Genomic DNA, 17,354 nt, shown 5'->3' with positions numbered 1-17,354 from the left:
TCATCACTCCGCGTTCTGCCCGTCGCTCAGCAGGTCGCCGCCACCATCGGGGGCGTTGCGTTCGCGGGCGGCAGCCTCCTCATTGGCGTCCTCGACACGGGCTGGATCCGACGCTGCCGGCAGGGGGGTCTCGGCCGGGGCGGCGGCAGGTTTAGGTGCCGGGGCCTTCTGCGATTGCTGCTGGGCCACGGGCAGCAGGCTCGCGGCGTCCCGAGCATCAACACGCAGGCGGTAGATCGGCTCCGGCAGGCCAAACCCATTGCTTTCCAGCGCGGTCTTGGCAATCCGAATGGCCTCGCCACGGGCTTTTTGAAAACTGCTCTGGGTCTGATCGACCCAGCCGGTGAAGGTCAGGATCACATTTGAATCGCCAACCTCCTTGACCCAGGCACCAACCGATGGATCCCGCAGGACAAAGGGCAGCGATTGCAGGGCATCAACCGCTGTCGACAGGGCCGCGGCCAGATCGGCGTCGGCATCAACACCCAGTTCAAACTCGAACCGCCGGTTGGCATCTCGGGTGTAGTTGACGATCCGGCCCTTGAAGACGGTCGCATTGGGGATGCGGATATGGTTGCCTTCGGGTGAGATCAGGATGGTCGCGCGTGAGGTCAGCCGGGCAACGGTCCCCATATCGCCTGCAATCTCGACAAAATCATTCGGCCGAAACGGTTGCCGCAGGCTGAGCAGGATAGAGGCGATGAAATTCTCCACCGTGTCGCGCACCGCAAAACCAACCGCCAGACCAGCAACACCAGCGGCCCCCAATACGGCCCCCAGCAGCGCTGTTGCGTTGAGGATATCCAGCGCCACCACCAGCCCAAGGACGATAAAGGCAATGCGCGCCACACCGCTATAGACCTCCGCGATAAAGGAGTTTGGCGCCAGACGCTTCCAGATCCGCAGCCGCGTCGTCAGCAGCCAGCCAAAGGCGGAAATCATCACGAAAACCAGCATCGCGACAAAGAAAATCGGTGCATTGGCAATGATATTTCGGGTCCGCTCCTTCAGCCGGGAAAAGGCCGAGTCGAGCCGCTCATCAAGCCGCCCATTGATCGCGGTCCGGTTTTCGATCGCCACGACACCGTCAATGCGTTCGACCATCGTGGTCAGCTGGGTCTGGCGCGGATTGTCCAGAACCTCGCCCGACAGGGTCACAACGCCACTTGACACAGAGACCCTCACCTTGTCGAAGCCGTCGATTTCTCCCAGCAGCTGGACAATCCTGCGGCGGATCTGGGCGTCCGGGGCAGCTTTGCTATCGAGCTGGATTGCGCTGTCGGTCTGCACCGGATCGCTGGTCGCCTGAGCGGCGCCGGGATGCGGCAGCAACAGGCAGAATGTCAGCGCCATGACACTCAGAAGCAGCGCAAGCCGGGATTGACGGAATGCCGGGGCCAGGGGCCGGGCGGCGGCGCCGACGGGATGGGGGGAGCGGCGGGCAGGGCGGTGGGGCATTGGCATCCTCGGTCTGGAACGCATCGAAAAGGGGCGCGTGGCCCGCTGGTTGTAATACCCGTCAGGCCATTGATCGCGCTGCAATGGTTCTTCGAGTTGCGGGGAACGTCAACCGCCGACCGCCATCAGCACCGCAATATCCGGATGCGCGCGGGATCGGACAGAAAAACCCCGCCAGAACTGGTCTGACGGGGCATGGATCGGGCGGCGCTTTACTGTGCTTCCTGAGATTCCTCGGTGATCGCGTCGCCAAGGTCGGAGACGTCACGGCCAAAGCCCTCGGTTGTTTCGCAGGCAGCCAGACCGGCCAGGGCAAGAGCGGCAATAATCAGTCGCATGTCAAATTCCTTTTGTTTCGCGGCGCGAACGCCGGTGTCAGATCCAAGTATCAGTCCCGAAAAATCGGGGCCGGTGTCGCACCGGCGGAGTATGGGGCGCGGGCAAAGCCCAGTCGCGGCCCCGGGTGGCCCCGATCTGGCGGGGCCTGCCCCGTCTCGTCACGGGGTTGCGCTGGGCTAACGCCTCTGCTGCCGGATCGGTTCCCGCCGAAGCTGCTGGCAGTCAAAGAAAAACACCTGACCTGCCTCGGGGGCGAGCGGTGTTGTCGTGCGCATTGTCCCGCGCTCGCCGGAACCGCAGGCGCGTCGAAACGTTTGCTCTCCAGAGACACAGAACAGACACGGAACCCGACGCGTGACAGGTCGGACAGAGCGCCGAAGCGCGCACCGCAGGCCAGACAGGAGGCAGATCACAATGACAGCGCAGGACCATCCCGTCGGCGAGATAATCGAGGCGACGACCGAATTGCTGGAAGAGGACAGCATCAGCGTTGCCGAGGTTGTCGAGGATCTTGGCCATTCCTCGATGGCGGCGACCCTGTTGCTGCCCGCGATGGCGGTGGTGTCGCCGCTCAGTGGCGTGCCGCTGTTCTCGACTGTCTGCGGGCTGCTGATCTTTCTCATCGCCGGGCAAATGGCGCTTGGCCGGGATCACCTGTGGCTGCCGGATTGGCTCCGCCGACAGCGGATCTCCTCGGAGCGGGCGCGCAGGGTGCTGGGGCCTATGCGCCGGATGGCCCGATTTCTCGATCGCCATACCGAGGCGCGGGTGAAGATCCTGCTGCGCCAGCCCTTTGTCACAGTGCCGCGTATCCTGTGCGCCCTCTCTGGGCTGGCGATGCCGTTTCTTGAACTGGTGCCCTTCAGCTCTTCCACTCTGGGGGCGGTGGTCAGCAGCCTTGCCGTCGCGATGCTGACCCGCGACGGGCTGGTAATGCTGGTGGCGCTGGCGCTGCTGGCGGTGGCCGGCGCCGGCCTGCCTTACCTGCTGCTATGACGGGGATCAGCCCGGCAGGGTGTGGCGGCGCCGGACCTGTGCAGGGCGACCGGGCAGCGACAGCGCAGCATCGCCGCGTGCGCTGCGGCTGATCACCTTGCCCTTTGCCACCACTGCCAGGCGGGCAGGTCGCAGGCGCAGTGCCTCGGTCGGGGTGGCCGCATCCAGCACAACCAGCGAGGCGCGATCGCCTTTCTTCAGCCCATAGCCGTCCAGTCCCATGATCGCGGCATTGTTCTCGGTCACCATGGTGAAACACTGCGCCATCTCGTCCGGGTGGATCATCTGCGCCACATGCATCCCCATGAAAGCCACGTCCAGCATGTCGCCGGTGCCAAGGCTATACCAGGGATCCAGTACGCAATCCTGCCCCCAGCCCACCGTTACGCCATGGGCCAGCAATTCCTTCACGCGGGTCAGGCCGCGCCGCTTGGGAAAGCTGTCGTGGCGACCTTGCAAGACGATGTTGATCAGTGGATTGGGGATGGCGGCAATCCCGGCTTCGGCAATCAGCGGCAACAGCTTGGAGACGTAGTAGTTGTCCATCGAGTGCATGGAGGTGAGATGGCTGCCGGCCACGCGCCCCTGCAAGCCGTGGCGCAGCGTCTCCTGCGCCAGTGTCTCGATGTGTCGCGACAGCGGATCATCGGTTTCGTCACAATGGATGTCGACCTGCAACCCACGATCCGCAGCGATCTTGCATAGATCGCCCAGAGACTCCGCACCATCCTGCATACTGCGTTCGAAATGCGGAATGCCGCCCACCACATCGACGCCCATATCCAGCGCGCGGATCAGGTTATCGCGACCATTTGGCGCCCGGTACAACCCATCCTGCGGAAAGGCGACCAATTGCAGGTCGATGTACTCCTTGACCGCCTCGCGGACCTCCAGCATCGCGGTCACGCCCCGCAGGTGGTCGGGCGTGGTATCGACATGGGTGCGGATCGCCAGCAGCCCCATGCTGGCCGCCCAGTCGCAATAGGTCAGGGCGCGGCTGACCATATCCTCGACACTGGCCTCCTCGCGCAGCTCTCCCCAAAGGCTGATCCCCTCCAGGAGTGTGCCAGAGGAATTGACCCGCGGCAGCCCGTAGGAGAGCGTCGCATCCATGTGGAAATGCGGATCGACAAAGGGGGGCGTGACCAGATCGCCGCTGGCCTCGATGGTTTCTCTGGCCGCCGCGTCAATGGACGGCGCCACCTCGGTGATGATGTCACCGGTGATGCCGATATCCGCGACCGAGCCATCGGGCAGCGTGCCGCCCTTGATCAACAGATCCAACATCATCTTTCTCCCTTGTTGAATGGCACCATCAATGCGGCAGGCACCTCGGCGCGGCGCGACATCACGATCAACGCCAGTATCGACAGAATATAGGGCATCATCAGGAACAGCTGGTAGGGCACCACCGCGCCGATCCCGGTCTGTTGCAGGCGGATCTGCAAGGCATCAAAGGCGGCAAAGAGGATGGCGCCCAACACCGCCTTGCCCGGTCGCCACGCGCCAAAGACCACCAGCGCAATGCAGATCCAGCCGCGCCCGTTCACCATATCGAAAAAGAAACTGTCAAAGGCCGAAAGCGTCAGGAACGCGCCTCCCACGGCCATCAGGCCGCTGCCCACCACCACCGCCCCCATGCGGATCGCGGTCACTGACAGCCCCTGTGCGGCCACTGCCGATGGGTTCTCACCCGCCGCGCGCACCGCCAGCCCCAGCGGCGTTCGGTAGAGCACATAGGCACAGAGCGCCGCCAGCACAAAGGCGGCATAGGTCAGTGGTGTCTGTGAAAACAGGGCCGGGCCGACCAGCGGCAGATCCGACAGCAGCGGGATTTCATAGGGCTGAAACGCCTCGATCTTGGGCGGCGAGGACACCTCTGGCAGCACCACGCGGTAGGTGTAGAAGGTCAGCGAAGTCGCCAACAGTGTCAGCCCGATGCCCACCACATGCTGCGACAGCCCGAAAGGCACGCTGAGCGTCGCATGCAGCAGGCCAAAGGCCATGCCGGTCAGCAGCGCCACACCAACCCCGCCCCATAGGGGCAGCCCGGCCCAGACCGCGATCCAGCCGGAGAAGGCACCCGCGACCATGATCCCCTCGATCCCGAGATTGAGCACGCCGGCCCGTTCGCAGATCAGCTCCCCCAGCGTGGCAAAGATCAGCGGCGAGGCGATGCGGATCGCAGCGGCCCAGAAGCTGGCGGAAAGCAGGATTTCGAGAATGTCCATCTCAGTCCCTCCGCAGCCGGAATTTGCTGAGCAGGATCGCCAGCACCATCAGCAGCAGAGCCGAGGCCAGCATGATATCGGCCAGATAGCTGGGAACACCTGCGGCGCGGCTCATACTGTCCGCTCCGACAAAGATCGCGGCGACAAACAGCGCTGCAAAAACCACGCCAATCGGATGCAGCAGCGCCAGCATGGCCACAACGATGCCCGTGTAGCCAAAACCGGGGCTGAGATCGAGCGTCAGCGCCCCCTTGAGGCCGGCCACCTCTGAATAGCCCGCCAGCCCGGCCAGCCCGCCGGACAACAGCGCGGTTTTCAGGATCACCTTTGTGACTGGAATGCCTGCAAATCGCGCGGCTTCGGCGTTCTGGCCAACTGCGCGCATCTCATAGCCCAGCGTGGTGCGGGTGTTGATCACCCAGATCACCAGCGCTGAAATCAGCGCCAGCGCAAACCCCCAGTGCAGCCGCAGCCCGTCCACCACCCGGGGCAGCCGCGCGTCGGCGCTTAGCCGGGGTGATTTTGGCCAGCCCATGCCCATCGGATCCTTCAGCGGCCCTTCCAGCAGGTAGGAGACGAACAACAGGAATATGAAGTTGAACAGCAGCGTGGTGACCACCTCATCCACCCCCAGCCGCGTTTTAAGCAGTGCAGGCCCCAGCAGCAGCACCGCCCCCGCGATCAGAGCCGCCGCACCAAGCAGGGGCAGCAACAGCGGTGCAGGCAGGTTCAGCGCGCCGGTGCCCAGAACAACGGTGATCACAGCCCCAGCATAGAGCTGCGCCTCGGCTCCGATATTCCAGAGCTTGGCACGAAAGGCGACCGCAACCGCCAGACCGGTGAAAATCAGCGGGGTTGCGCGGTTCAAGGTCTCAAGCAGCGCAAATTTCGACCCGAATGCCCCGCTCAGGATCAGGCCAAAGATCGACAGCGGTTCCCCCCCGGCGACCTGTGCAAGCGCGGCAGCAATGACAAATGTCGCCAGCAGTGCAAGGGCAGGCGGCAGCAGCCGCCGCTGCCAGCTTGGCGCGGCAATCGGTTCAAGCCGCATGGCCATCCTCCGTCTGTGGGGCATCCGACCGATCGTCAAACCCATGGCCGGCCATCCAGGCGCCCAGTTCCTCGGGCTGTTTGCTGCCACGGGCAAAACCGGGGCTCAGACGCCCTTCGCTGATCACATGGATCACATCGGAAAGCTGCATGATTTCGTCCAGATCCTCGGAAATCAGCAGAACCGCCGCCCCGCGCGCGCAGGCTTTGGCCAATTGTTCATGCACATAGGTGACCGCGCCGATATCCAGCCCGCGCACCGGCTGGTTGGCCAGAATGATCTGCGGGGCCTGTTCCAGCACACGGCCAAGGATCAGCTTTTGCATATTGCCGCCCGACAGCAGCCGGATGCGCGTGTCGGGGCCGGGACAGCGCACGTCATAGCCCGCAATCACCGTCCTGGCAAAGTCACGCGCGGCCCGCCAGTCGAGCCAGCCACGGCGGCTGAAGCGGGTCGCATAGGTTTCAAGGATCGCGTTTTCGGTCAGGTCAAAATCGGCAATCGTGCCGGTCTTGTGCCGGTCTTCGGGGATGCGGGCGATCCCGCTGTTGATCGCCTCACGCGGGGACCAGCCTGCCGGGGCGGCGCCGTTCAGGGTCAGGCTGCCGGACTGCGGCGTGATCAGCCCCGAGACCAGATCAGAAAGCGCGGCCTGACCATTGCCGGACACCCCGGCCAATCCGGTAATCTGACCCGCCGCCAGTTCCAGTGACACGCGCTGCAATCCGGGTGTTGCCCCGATGCTGGGGGTGGAGACCTCATGCAGCTGCAACAAGGCAGGGCCGGGGGCGTTGGCGGTGAAATCCGCCGGCGTCACTTCTGCCCCCACCATCAGCGCCGCCAGTTCGTCACGGCTGGTCTCGGCGGTACGCCGCTCGGCCACCAGTCGGCCATGGCGCAGCACCAGCACGCGGTCGGAGATTGCCATCACCTCATGCAGCTTATGCGAGATGAAGATCACCGACAGACCACGGGCGATGGCTTCGTGCAGCGTGGCAAACAGCGCATCGGTCTCCTGCGGTGTCAGAACCGCTGTGGGCTCGTCCAGAATTAGGATCCGGGCATCGCGGTACAGCGCCTTCAGTATTTCCACCCGCTGGCGTTCGCCGACGGTGAGCCGCGAGACCTTGGCGTTGGGATCGACTTTCAGATGAAACTGCTCCGCCAGCGCGCGGATACGGGCCTTTGCCGGTCCTGCCCGCAGGCCCAGACCCAGCAGCGGCTCCACGCCAAGGGTGATATTCTCCCAGACCGTCAGATTATCCGCCAGCGTGAAATGCTGATGCACCATGCCGACGCCGCCATCCAGCGCGGCGCGCGGTGCACCGGGGGGCAGGGCCGTGCCGAACAGTTCCACGGCGCCAGCGTCCGCCGTGTATTGTCCGAACAGAATATTCATCAGTGTGGTCTTGCCCGCGCCATTCTCTCCCAGCAGAGCGATCACCTCGCCTGCAAACAGGTCAAAGCTCACGTCATCATTTGCGGTGACGCTGCCAAAATACTTGGTGATGTGTTGCAGGCGCAGCACCGGGCCACTGCCCGATGCCTGCGCCGTCTGGTCCGGCGTCATGCGCAGCTGCTCAGGAGGAGCCGGGCTCGGTGTCGTTGATCTCCACCACAAAAGAGCCATCCTTGATCGCTGCGCTGCGGCTGGCGATCAGATCCAGTGCCTCCTGCGGGATCTTGCCCTCAAAGGTGCCAAAAGGCGCCAGCGAGGCTCCGCCCTCCTTCATGAAGGAATAGATGCCATAGTCGGCAGCGGTGAAACTGCCGTCCCGCACCTTGGCGATGGCCGCATCCAGCGTCGGCTCAAAATGCCACAGCGCCGAGGCCGCCACCGTGTCAGGATAGTCGCTCTGGGTGTCGATCACATTGCCGATGGCCAGCACGCCCTTCTCCTTGGCCGCGTCGGAGACGCCAAAGCGTTCCGCATAGAGCATATCGGCACCGTTCTCGATCATGGCGAATGCGGTTTCCTTGGCCTTGGGCGGATCAAACCAGCTGCCGATGAACGAGACCTGGAATTTGATATCGGGGTTCATCTCCCGCGCGCCCGCCATAAAGGCGTGCATCAGGCGGTTCACCTCAGGAATGGGAAAACCGCCGACCATGCCGATATTGCCGCTCTCCGACATGGCCCCGGCCACGATCCCCGACAGGTAGGAGGCATCCTGAATGTAGTTGTCGAAGACCGCCAGATTGGGCAGCGCCGGATCCTCCTTGAAGGAAGAGCCCATCAGGAAGGCCACATCGGGATAATCTGCCGCCACCTCGCGGGCCTCGGCCTCAACGCCGAAGATCTCACCGATGATCAGCTTGTGCCCCTGTTCGGCATATTCGCGCATCACGCGCGGATAATCGGTGTTCGAGGTGTTTTCGGAAAACGTATAGGTGATGTCGCCACGGTTCTCTGCGGCGAGGGCGGCAACATGGATCCGGCTAACCCATTGCTGTTCGACGGGCACGGTGTAGATGCCTGCAACCTTGATCGGCTCGGCCGCTGTGGCCCGAAGCGGCAGCGAGGCGGCAAGCCCGACGGTCAGCGCCCCGGCGGCACAGCTGAGCAGAAAGTGGCGGCGCGACATCCGCGCGCTGGTCTTGGTCTGTGTCATGTCATTTCCCCCTGTCGATGGCCCTGCGTTGGTGCAGGCTCTTTGGAACGTCGCCGGTCATGCCCGCGTGGTGTCGACGCTAGGGGGCTGGTCGTGACCCCGGCAATACGCGCCCTGTGTTCCGCAGGGGAAACTATAGGGGCGCGCTTCTCTTTTGGGCAAGGATGAATTCAGATATCGAAATTTGTGCGGTATTTGAGCTACTCCCCAATCGTTGGACAGCTTTCGGCGTAACTTAAGCTACTCTCTGCTCCTGCTGACCTGTTTGGGTTTCGTCTTTTCTCAGCCAATAAACCACGGCCGGAGGTTTGCCACCAAGGGCGGAATGGGGGCGTTTGCGGTTGTAGAATTCGACCCACTTGCCGACGCCCACCTTTGCTTCTGATCCTGTTTCCCATGCGTGCAAGTAGACGCACTCGTATTTCAGGCTGCGCCAGAGCCGTTCGACAAAGATATTGTCGAGGAACCGACCCTTGCCATCCATCGAGATGCGCACGCCGGAGCGGCGCAGACGATCTGTCCAGGCAAAGGACGTGAATTGGCTCCCCTGGTCGGTGTTCATGATCTCTGGCGGGCCGAAGCGGTGGATCGCCTCATTCAGAGCCTCGACACAGAAGTCGGCTTCCAGCGTGTTCGAGATGCGCCAGGCCAGAACCTTGCGGGTATGCCAGTCCATGATCGCTACCAGATACAAGAAGCCCCGTCGCATTGGCTGGCAGGTGATGTCTGCGGCCCAGACCTGGTTGGGCCGGTCGACGCGCAACCCTCGCAACAAGTAGGGATACGTCTTGTGGCCCTTCGCCGCCTTGCCCCCTCTCGCACATGCTTTGCATGTACTGTCAGGCAGCGGGTGTTGGGCTTTTGGCAGATCGGCATCAAGCCCATGAGCCGCATCAACCGTCTGATCCGTTTCGCGTTCACCAGAAGGCCTTCGTTGCGAAGATGCCAAGTCATCTGCCGAACACCGAAGAACGGCGTTTCCAGAAACTGCTCGCCGATCAGGCGCATTAGCGCCAGGTTCAGCACCGTCTCGCCCTTGGGCTGATAATAAAACGAAGACCGCGGGATCGACAGCAGCTTGCATTGCTTGCCAATGGGCAGATTGGCATTGGCATTGGCATTGGCAGGTCCGATCATTTTCCGCCTCACTTGCCGATCCAGGGTTTGAGCTTTCGTGACAAAAAATCGTTGGCAACGGCCAGCTCCCCGATCTTGGCGTGCAATTCTTTGACCTGCTCTTCATCAATCTCCGGGGTTCTCTTGCCGCCACGCTCGAATACGCCGGACGCGCCCTTCAGGAGCGCCCGCTTCCAGCTGTGGATCATCGTCGGATGAACGCCAAATTGGCTTGCCAGCTCAGCGACAGTCCGCTCGCCCTTCAAAGCCTCAAGCGCGACCTTGGCCTTGAACTTAGGCGAATGGTTCTTCCGTTTCGACATCTCTGATCTCCTCTGCGTCGAAGATCAACAGACAGCAAATTGTAGCTTACGTCAGTGTCCGATTTTCGGGGAGTAGCTCAATTTGAACCGCTTGCCCTGCGCATTGCCTTGCTTTCGATGGGGCGGTATCCATGGTGCGGACCCGCCCTGTCGGCGCGGCCGACACCGAACGAGGATCACATGACACAGATTGAACGCAGCCACACCGGCCCCCGCATGAGCCAGATCGTCAAACATGGCGATACCATCTATCTGGCCGGTCAGGTCGGCACCGCCGGGGCCAGCGTCGCGCAGCAGACGCAGGATTGCCTCGACAATATCGACCGGCTGCTGGCAGAGGCGGGCAGCGACAAAACACGTATCCTGCAATGCACCATCTGGCTGTCTGACATGGCTGATTTTGCTGCGATGAACGAGGTGTGGGACGCCTGGGTGCCCGAGGGGCATACCCCGGCCCGGGCCTGCGGCGAGGCAAAGCTGGCGCGCCCCGAGTTTCTGGTGGAGATGATCGTCGTTGCCGCGGCCTGAGGCTGATAATTGCAAAAGGCCCCCGTCAGCGATGGGGGCCTTCTTTGGGATCGGGCGACCTTAGCGCCGCCGCAGCAGCCAGATAAAGAAGACGCCGCCGACCAGCCCGGTGACCAGCCCGATCGGCATGTCCTCTGGCGCCATCAGGGTGCGGGCGGCGATATCGGCAGAGACCAGAAACAGCCCGCCGAATAGTGCCGAGACCGGCAGCACCCGGCGGTGATCACCGCCAACGATCAGCCGCGCCACATGCGGGACGATCAGCCCGACAAAGCCGATCATTCCGGAAAAGGCCACCATCACCCCGGTGACCAGCGCGCCGACGCAAAAGGTCATCAGCCGGAACCGCGCCACCGGTATGCCCAGGGTTGTTGCCGTTTCGTCACCGACGGTCATCGCATTGAGATCGCCAGAGCGGGACCAGAGCCACCCCCCGCAGAGCAGCAGCACCACCAGCGGATAGGCCAGGTGGTTCCACTGCGCGAGGCCAAGCCCGCCCAGCATCCAGAACACCACGGTATGGGTGGCGCGCGGATCTCCAAGGAAAATCAGAATATTGGCGCCTGCCATGATCACAAAGGAGACCGCCACGCCAACCAGAACCAGCCGGTCAGCGGTTGTCGCCTCGGCAAAGCGGGAGACCGCAAGGACCAGCGCGGTTGCGCCCAATGCGCCGACAAAGGCCAGCAAGGGCACTGTGAGAAGCCCGAGAAACAACCCGGTGTGCAGCAGCGCCAGAATGGCACCAAAGGCACCGCCGGCCGAAATGCCCAGCAGATGCGGATCTGCCAGCGGGTTGCGGGTCACCGCCTGAAGGCTGGCACCCACCATGGCCAGACCGGCCCCGACCATCATCGCAAGCAGCGCGCGGGGAAACCGGATATCCCAGACGATGGCCGCCTGCCCCTTGGTCCAGCCTGCGGCGAAATCGGCGCCCGATCCGCCGCCCAGCTTGTCGGCGATGATCCCCCAGACGGAGGTCAGCGGGATGCCGACCGCGCCCACGGAGACCGCAATCGACAGGGTCAGGGCCGTCAGCACGGCCCCGCCCAGGATCCAGGCCAGCCGCCCGCGCAGGCGCCGCCGGGCACGCGCGCTCAGGCGCGGCTCAGATGCGTGATGTGCGTCGGCTGTGGACATATCAGTTGCTTACCGCATCCGCGCGGGCGGCGTCAAAACCGGTGGCCAGTGTCTTGATCGCGCGGATATTGCGCGGACCCGGTGTGGCTTCGACATATTCCAGCGTCACGAAACGGTCGTTCTTCACCGCGTCGATCTCGGCAAAGGCCGGGTTGCCCCGCATGAAGGCGCGTTTTTCCTCGGCGGTGACCGAGCCGTAGTTGACGATGACAATCACTTCGGGGTTGCGCTCGACCACGGCTTCCCAGGTGACGGTGGCCCAGCTTTTCTCCAGATCATCCATCACATTGCTGCCGCCCGCGGCCTCGATCAGCGCGGTGGGCATGGCGTATTTCCCGGCGGTAAAGGGCGAATCCTCGCCGCTGTCATAGACAAAGACCCGCAGCGGCTCACCCGCCTCGGGGCGGTCCTTGGCAAAGGCGGCAAGCTCGTCCTTATAGCCGGCCACCAGCGCCTCGGCGGTGTCCTCGACCGCAAAGATCCGGCCCAGATTCAGCAGGTCATTATACATGTCATCCATGCTGACCTTGGCTTTCTCGCCGATGTGAATGCAGCTCTCGGTCAGCTCATAGACCTTGATGTCAAACGGCGCGAGTGTCTCGGGTGTAACCTCTCCGCCCACTTTCATGCCGTAGTTCCACCCGGCAAAGTAGAAATCCGCACCGGCGCCGATCAGCACTTCCTTGGAGGGGTATTTGGCCGATAGTTCCGGCAGCTCCGCCACGCCTGCGCGCATGACCGGATCCAGCGTTTTCCAGCCGGAAATACCGGTGTAGCCGACCATGCGGTCAGCCAGACCCAGTGCCAGCATCATTTCGGTGAGATTGACGTCGTTGGAGACCGCGCGTTTTGGCGGTGTCGCAAAACTGACACTGCGGTTGCAGCTCTGCACGGTGGTCTCGGCCTGCGCCGCCGGGGCCAGGGAGGCACCAAGTAGGGTGGCGGCAAGCAGCGGCATCACAGTGGAAAGGCGGGCAAACATGATCAGGTGGTGTCCTTATGAAACAGGGAGATGAAAGGTAAGGTGATCCTGCCCGGAGGGGGCAAGTGTCTCGCGCCTCGCAGCGACGTTGAAGACCTCGCTAACGGTATCTTCGCTCAGAACGTCGCGCGGTGCGCCAAAGGCCAGCGTGCGGCCCTGCGCCATCAGCAGGATGTCGTCGCAGACCCCGGCTGCTATGTTCAGATCATGCAGGCTGGTGATGATGGTCACGTCGAGATCCCGGATCAGCTCCAGCACATCAAGCTGATGGCGAATGTCCAGATGGTTGGTGGGTTCGTCCAGCACCAGCAGGGCCGGCTCCTGCGCCAGCGCACGCGCCACCATGACCCGCTGACGTTCGCCGCCCGACAGGGTGCCAAAGGCACGATCAGCCATCTCGCCCAGTTCCAGACGATGGAGCATCCGGTCGACAATCGCCGCATCGCGGGCGCCCGGCGTGGCAAAACCGGACCGGTAGGGCGCGCGCCCCAGCGCGACAATCTCGGCCACGGTCAGGGCAAAATCTGTGGGTTGCTCCTGCAAGACAGCGGCAACGCGCTGCGCGGCGGCCTTGGGTGGAAGGGCCCAGATGTCGCTGTCGCCGACCTCAACCCTGCCGCTGCGCGGCTGATTGAACCGGTAGATCACCCGCAGCAGGCTGGATTTGCCGGCCCCATTCGGCCCCACCACGCCCAGCACCCGGCCCGCATCCAGATGAAAACTCGTCGGATGCAGGATCAGCGGAGCCATGCGGCCCGGCCCCCAGCTGACATCGGTCACGGTTACGGCAGCTGCGGTCATTCGGCAGGCTCCACCTGTTGCAGCGCCGCAGGGGCGTCGATGGCGGGCGCCGGGATCGCAGCGGCCGGGGCGGCCGGAACCAGGGCCGGGATGCGCGACAATGTGCAACGGCGCAGTTTTCCGGGGCGGTCAACCGAACTGCACCAGCCGTCAGCCAGCATCTGGTAGAGATCGGTGAAACTCAGGATATCGGCGAGATCCTCCTCGGGGCTGAGATCGCCAAAGACATAGCTTGCCTTGCCATCCGCCTGAAATCCGACGGTACAGGGATGGCTGCATCCGGCCATACAGGCCACGCCGGCAACCTCGATCGCGGCACTGCCACGCCGGTCGAGTTCACGGCGCAGGGCCGCAATCAGCTCCGGCCCCGGACGGCTGCCCGGGGTCGCGCCCTTGCAGGATGTGCACACCAGAATACGGTGCCGTGCTGTCCCGTCCATAGCGCCCTCCGCGCAATCCGGTCAGGTGAAGAGGGGGAAGGGGATCAGCAATGCCTCAGCGCCACGCAAAATCGTCCTGCCCGCCGGAACACCCCGCCCGGTCAATAGGTTTCCAGTCGATGGCAGGTCTCCTGACTTGCGGGTTGCTGCGGGCCTCGGCCTTCCCGGCGCCAGCGCCAGTGGTCAATCGAGGTCGCTCACCGCTCACAGTTGCGGGGGCAGTCGCGGATTCGGCGCCTGATGGCTACACCACACCGCGTTCCCTTTTCATCCCGTGACCGCTTTTGGGTCTTGGGAACCATCTCCGGTTTTGGGTAGATTTCTCGCCGGGGTTTGTAAAGGGGAAACCGTCTGCCAATGCGTGTGCCGCCAGGGCGGCGGTGGCGCAAATGCGCGCCTCAGGGCTCTTCGGGCTGAAGCAGTTCACCACCGGCGCCAAGCCGGGGGCGCGGCAGGTGCTGCAACAGGGTTGCCACGCGCTGGCGGCAATGCTCCCCGGTCCAGTCTGCGGGGTGAAACCGGGGCGGCAGGTCGGGGTGGCGCAGCACCACTCGCCGCCAGCGGTGCACGATCAGGGTCCGAAGCGTGGCAATCTGCGCCGGATCAAGCGCGCCTGCCTCGGTCATCTTTGGCGGTGTCAGACCGCTCAACGTGGTGTCGAGCCGGGCGCAGGCCTGTCTCAGGTCATCGGGAAACAGCCGGTCCCGCAGCCAATCGGGCACCGTCAATTCCGGCTGTTCCACCACAAGGAAATTGTCCCGACCCTGCGGCAGCGGACCGTGACCCAGCAGGGTCGAACGGTTGATCGCGACATAATTGGGCTGCTGCACCAGCGCATCCAGCGCGCTGTTCTGCCCATCCGCAGCCACCAGCAGGTGCCAGTCGGCGGGGGGCACGGTGGTTGGCGCATAGATGCGCGGGGTGACGGCGGCGGACTGGCTGCGCCCCATCGGCGTCAGGAAATGGACCGACGCCCGGCCCGAGCGTGTGCTGTCGATCCAGCCATCCTTGCGCAGCCGGTGCAGCGCCACGCGGATCGCCTCGGGCTTGATGCCCATCGGCGTGATGATCCGGGTGAGGGCGCTGCCGCCGATCTGATCCCCCTCGCGCTGCGCCAGATCGCCAAACAGCGAGACAATAATCGACCACACCCGCTGGTTCTGCGGATCGCTGAGGGCGGTTACGGCGGTGTCAAACCAGAGGGTCTGCGTGTCGGTCATATAGAATAGATAAATCGCCCGGGCCGGTTAGGCCAGACCGGGCGAGTGTTTCACTGCAAACACCTGTCAGAAGGCATTCATCGTCAGCAGCTCATATTCGGCGGCAATCTCGTCGTCCTGATTGGTCAGGGTGACATGCCAGCGCACTTCGCCGTAGTCCTCGTTGCGGGGAGTTTTTTTCTTCACCGTCAGGCGCACCCTGATGCTGTCACCTGCCGAAACCGGCTTCATGAAGCGCAGGGAGTCGAGGCCGGTGTTGGCCAGAACCGGGCCTTCGTCAGGCTGCACGAACATGCCCGCCGCAAACGACAGCAGCAGGTAGCCATGCGCTACGCGGCCCGGAAAAAACGGGTTCCGCTTGGCGGCGGCGTCGTCCATGTGCGCATAGAAGGTGTCGCCGGTGAAATGGGCGAAGGTCTCGATATCCTCCAGCGTCACGGTGCGCGGTGCGGTGTGCAGGGTCTCGCCAATCGCCAGCTCGCCGAATTTACGGGTGAACGGATGTGCCGGGCCTTTGATCTCGGTGCCGCCGGGGACCCATGTCTTGCCAATCGCAGACAGGATATCGGGCGAGCCCTGAATGGCGGTGCGCTGCATGTAATGCTTGACGCCGCGCACGCCGCCCAGCTCCTCGCCACCGCCGGCACGGCCCGGGCCGCCATGCACCATGTGGGGCAGGGGGGAACCATGGCCGGTCGATTCCTTCATCGAGTCGCGGTTGTTGAAATAAAGCCGCCCGTGGTAGGCGCCAGCCCCCAGCGCGACCTCGCGGGCCACCTCAGTATCATGGGTGATGACCGAGGCGACCAGCGAGCCTTCACCGCGATTGGCGAGAGCAATCGCATGGCTCAGATCGCGGTAGCCTATGATGGTGGAGACGGGGCCGAAGGCCTCGGTGTCATGGATCCGCTGGGCATGGTCCGGGTCGGCGCAGTGGAACAGCATCGGCGGCACAAAGGCGCCGTTGTCGGAGTCTGCACCATCGACGGTGAAGTTCTCGGGATCACCAAAGACGCGCTCAGCTTCCTGGCCGATGATCTCCGCCTTTTCCAGCACGTCACGCTTCTGGCTGTTGGAGACCAGCGCGCCCATGCGGGTGGTTTCCAGACGCGGGTCGCCGATCTGGGTTTTGGCCAGGCGGGCAGAGAGCGCCTCGATCACCGCGTCCACCTGCGCCTGCGGCGCGATGATGCGGCGGATGGCGGTGCATTTCTGACCTGCCTTGGTGGTCATCTCACGGCTGACCTCCTTGACGAACAGGTCAAACTCCGGCGTGCCGGGCTGCGCGTCCGGTCCCAGGATCGACGCGTTGAGGCTGTCCTGTTCGGCCACGAAACGGACCGAGTTTTCCAGGATCACCGGGTTCGCCCGCAGCTTCAGCGCGGTCTGCGCCGAGCCGGTGAAACTGACCACATCCTGCATGGTCAGATGGTCCAGCATGTCACCGAGGCCGCCGGACACCAGCTGTAGTGCCCCGTCGGGCAGGAGGCCCGAGTCCAGCATCAGCCGCACCGCCAGCTCGGTGACATAGCAGGTGGCGGTCGCCGGTTTCACGATGGCTGGAACCCCCGCGAGCAGGGTCGGCGCCAGCTTCTCCAGCATCCCCCAGACCGGGAAGTTGAAGGCGTTGATATGCACTGCAACCCCTTGCAAAGGCGTGCAGATATGCTGACCGAGGAAGGTGCCGTTGCGGGAGAGCTGCTCCACATCGCCGTCCAGATAAACATGCCCGTCCGGCATTTCGCGGCGCCCCTTGGAGGCGAAGACGAACATGGTGCCGATGCCGCCGTCGATGTCGATCATGTGGTCGGACTGGGTGGCACCGGTGTCAAAGCTGAGATCATAGAGCGCCTGCTTGTGCTGGTTCAGGTGGCCTGCCAGCGCCTTCAGCATCCGGGCGCGGTCGTGGAATGTCAGCTTGCGTAAAGAGGGACCGCCCACCGTGCGGGCATGGTCGAGCATCGCCTGCACATCCAGCGCATCATTGCCGGCCTGGGCGAGAGGTGCGCCGGTAATGGCGCTGGCGATGTTGCGCGCGCCAGCCCCCGGTGCAACCCATTGGCCCGCAACAAAGCTGGAAACATCAAGAAGGCTCATGAGCGCGATCCTTTGCATCT

At 63.7% G+C, this 17,354-nt stretch carries 15 protein-coding genes, 1 pseudogene and 1 riboswitch; of the genes and pseudogenes, 2 read left to right on the top strand and 14 right to left on the bottom strand.

Going from position 1 to position 17,354, the window contains the following annotated elements; all coding sequences use genetic code 11:
- Positions 1-3: 3 nt before the first annotated feature.
- Together WLQ66_RS16170 and WLQ66_RS16165 are read right to left on the bottom strand one after the other, a co-directional pair.
- Positions 4-1,458, bottom strand: a complete 1,455-nt coding sequence (locus tag WLQ66_RS16170) for a mechanosensitive ion channel family protein (RefSeq protein ID WP_340547363.1) — start codon at positions 1,456-1,458, stop codon at positions 4-6.
- 212 nt (positions 1,459-1,670) lie between these two features.
- A complete protein-coding gene (locus tag WLQ66_RS16165; protein ID WP_072505423.1) occupies positions 1,671-1,796 on the bottom strand; it encodes an entericidin A/B family lipoprotein in 126 nt (41 codons plus the stop codon).
- A 415-nt stretch (positions 1,797-2,211) separates the two neighbouring features.
- Between WLQ66_RS16165 and WLQ66_RS16160 the strand changes: the two genes are divergently transcribed.
- Positions 2,212-2,793, top strand: coding sequence for an exopolysaccharide biosynthesis protein (locus WLQ66_RS16160; RefSeq protein ID WP_340547362.1), 582 nt, complete (start codon positions 2,212-2,214; stop codon positions 2,791-2,793).
- Between the two features lie 6 nt (positions 2,794-2,799).
- Here WLQ66_RS16160 and WLQ66_RS16155 read toward each other — a convergent pair whose 3' ends face one another.
- From WLQ66_RS16155 to WLQ66_RS16130, 6 genes and pseudogenes are all read right to left on the bottom strand, one after another.
- A complete protein-coding gene (locus WLQ66_RS16155; protein ID WP_340547361.1) occupies positions 2,800-4,080 on the bottom strand; it encodes an amidohydrolase family protein in 1,281 nt (426 codons plus the stop codon).
- Positions 4,080-5,024 (bottom strand): ABC transporter permease, encoded by a 945-nt coding sequence (locus WLQ66_RS16150; protein WP_340547360.1) that lies wholly within the window; start codon positions 5,022-5,024, stop codon positions 4,080-4,082. The genes WLQ66_RS16155 and WLQ66_RS16150 overlap by 1 nt, the downstream gene beginning before the upstream one ends.
- A 1-nt stretch (position 5,025) precedes the next feature.
- Entirely contained in the window at positions 5,026-6,075 is a 1,050-nt protein-coding gene (locus WLQ66_RS16145; protein WP_340547359.1) for an ABC transporter permease, read from the bottom strand.
- On the bottom strand, positions 6,065-7,645 hold the full coding sequence (locus tag WLQ66_RS16140) for an ABC transporter ATP-binding protein (RefSeq protein WP_340547358.1): 1,581 nt from the start codon (positions 7,643-7,645) through the stop codon (positions 6,065-6,067). The genes WLQ66_RS16145 and WLQ66_RS16140 overlap by 11 nt, the downstream gene beginning before the upstream one ends.
- 10 nt (positions 7,646-7,655) lie before the next feature.
- On the bottom strand, positions 7,656-8,687 hold the full coding sequence (locus WLQ66_RS16135) for a BMP family protein (protein WP_340547357.1): 1,032 nt from the start codon (positions 8,685-8,687) through the stop codon (positions 7,656-7,658).
- Positions 8,688-8,922: 235 nt separating this feature from the next.
- Positions 8,923-10,126: pseudogene (locus tag WLQ66_RS16130) on the bottom strand (IS3 family transposase).
- Between the two features lie 180 nt (positions 10,127-10,306).
- On the opposite strand from WLQ66_RS16130, the gene WLQ66_RS16125 reads away from it, so the two are divergent.
- Positions 10,307-10,654 (top strand): RidA family protein, encoded by a 348-nt coding sequence (locus tag WLQ66_RS16125; RefSeq protein WP_340547356.1) that lies wholly within the window; start codon positions 10,307-10,309, stop codon positions 10,652-10,654.
- 60 nt (positions 10,655-10,714) lie between these two features.
- Here the strand turns inward: WLQ66_RS16125 and WLQ66_RS16120 are convergent, their stop codons facing one another.
- The 6 genes from WLQ66_RS16120 to paaZ all read right to left on the bottom strand — a co-directional run bounded on the left by WLQ66_RS16120 (position 10,715) and on the right by paaZ (position 17,334).
- Positions 10,715-11,794, bottom strand: coding sequence for a FecCD family ABC transporter permease (locus tag WLQ66_RS16120; RefSeq protein WP_340547355.1), 1,080 nt, complete (start codon positions 11,792-11,794; stop codon positions 10,715-10,717).
- 1 nt (position 11,795) lies between these two features.
- Positions 11,796-12,776, bottom strand: coding sequence for an ABC transporter substrate-binding protein (locus WLQ66_RS16115; RefSeq protein ID WP_340547354.1), 981 nt, complete (start codon positions 12,774-12,776; stop codon positions 11,796-11,798).
- Between the two features lie 15 nt (positions 12,777-12,791).
- Entirely contained in the window at positions 12,792-13,577 is a 786-nt protein-coding gene (locus tag WLQ66_RS16110) for an ABC transporter ATP-binding protein (RefSeq protein ID WP_340547353.1), read from the bottom strand.
- On the bottom strand, positions 13,574-14,017 hold the full coding sequence (locus WLQ66_RS16105; RefSeq protein ID WP_340547352.1) for a DUF1636 family protein: 444 nt from the start codon (positions 14,015-14,017) through the stop codon (positions 13,574-13,576). The genes WLQ66_RS16110 and WLQ66_RS16105 overlap by 4 nt, the downstream gene beginning before the upstream one ends.
- Positions 14,018-14,121: 104 nt before the next feature.
- Positions 14,122-14,335, bottom strand: a riboswitch (cobalamin riboswitch).
- A gap of 80 nt (positions 14,336-14,415) precedes the next feature.
- Positions 14,416-15,237: a PaaX family transcriptional regulator C-terminal domain-containing protein gene (locus WLQ66_RS16100; RefSeq protein ID WP_340547351.1), complete on the bottom strand. Its 822-nt coding sequence runs from the start codon at positions 15,235-15,237 to the stop codon at positions 14,416-14,418.
- 66 nt (positions 15,238-15,303) lie between these two features.
- Positions 15,304-17,334: a phenylacetic acid degradation bifunctional protein PaaZ gene (gene paaZ / locus WLQ66_RS16095; protein WP_340547350.1), complete on the bottom strand. Its 2,031-nt coding sequence runs from the start codon at positions 17,332-17,334 to the stop codon at positions 15,304-15,306.
- Positions 17,335-17,354: the final 20 nt, after the last annotated feature.

The sequence above is a fragment of the Phaeobacter sp. A36a-5a genome (assembly GCF_037911135.1).
GTDB classification, from domain to species: domain Bacteria; phylum Pseudomonadota; class Alphaproteobacteria; order Rhodobacterales; family Rhodobacteraceae; genus Phaeobacter; species Phaeobacter bryozoorum.
The sequence above is the reverse complement of the archived record's forward strand: the minus strand, read 5'-3'. Positions and strand labels throughout refer to the sequence as shown.

What these genes read in the sequence shown, in the direction of transcription:
- WLQ66_RS16170 (WP_340547363.1), bottom strand. Translation starts at nt 1,458, where the DNA reads ATGCCCCACCGCCCTGCCCGCCGCTCCCCCCATCCCGTCGGCGCCGCC.
- WLQ66_RS16165 (WP_072505423.1), bottom strand. Translation starts at nt 1,796, where the DNA reads ATGCGACTGATTATTGCCGCTCTTGCCCTGGCCGGTCTGGCTGCCTGC.
- WLQ66_RS16160 (WP_340547362.1), top strand. Translation starts at nt 2,212, where the DNA reads ATGACAGCGCAGGACCATCCCGTCGGCGAGATAATCGAGGCGACGACC.
- WLQ66_RS16155 (WP_340547361.1), bottom strand. Translation starts at nt 4,080, where the DNA reads ATGTTGGATCTGTTGATCAAGGGCGGCACGCTGCCCGATGGCTCGGTC.
- WLQ66_RS16150 (WP_340547360.1), bottom strand. Translation starts at nt 5,024, where the DNA reads ATGGACATTCTCGAAATCCTGCTTTCCGCCAGCTTCTGGGCCGCTGCG.
- WLQ66_RS16145 (WP_340547359.1), bottom strand. Translation starts at nt 6,075, where the DNA reads ATGCGGCTTGAACCGATTGCCGCGCCAAGCTGGCAGCGGCGGCTGCTG.
- WLQ66_RS16140 (WP_340547358.1), bottom strand. Translation starts at nt 7,645, where the DNA reads ATGACGCCGGACCAGACGGCGCAGGCATCGGGCAGTGGCCCGGTGCTG.
- WLQ66_RS16135 (WP_340547357.1), bottom strand. Translation starts at nt 8,687, where the DNA reads ATGACACAGACCAAGACCAGCGCGCGGATGTCGCGCCGCCACTTTCTG.
- WLQ66_RS16125 (WP_340547356.1), top strand. Translation starts at nt 10,307, where the DNA reads ATGACACAGATTGAACGCAGCCACACCGGCCCCCGCATGAGCCAGATC.
- WLQ66_RS16120 (WP_340547355.1), bottom strand. Translation starts at nt 11,794, where the DNA reads ATGTCCACAGCCGACGCACATCACGCATCTGAGCCGCGCCTGAGCGCG.
- WLQ66_RS16115 (WP_340547354.1), bottom strand. Translation starts at nt 12,776, where the DNA reads ATGTTTGCCCGCCTTTCCACTGTGATGCCGCTGCTTGCCGCCACCCTA.
- WLQ66_RS16110 (WP_340547353.1), bottom strand. Translation starts at nt 13,577, where the DNA reads ATGACCGCAGCTGCCGTAACCGTGACCGATGTCAGCTGGGGGCCGGGC.
- WLQ66_RS16105 (WP_340547352.1), bottom strand. Translation starts at nt 14,017, where the DNA reads ATGGACGGGACAGCACGGCACCGTATTCTGGTGTGCACATCCTGCAAG.
- WLQ66_RS16100 (WP_340547351.1), bottom strand. Translation starts at nt 15,237, where the DNA reads ATGACCGACACGCAGACCCTCTGGTTTGACACCGCCGTAACCGCCCTC.
- paaZ (WP_340547350.1), bottom strand. Translation starts at nt 17,334, where the DNA reads ATGAGCCTTCTTGATGTTTCCAGCTTTGTTGCGGGCCAATGGGTTGCA.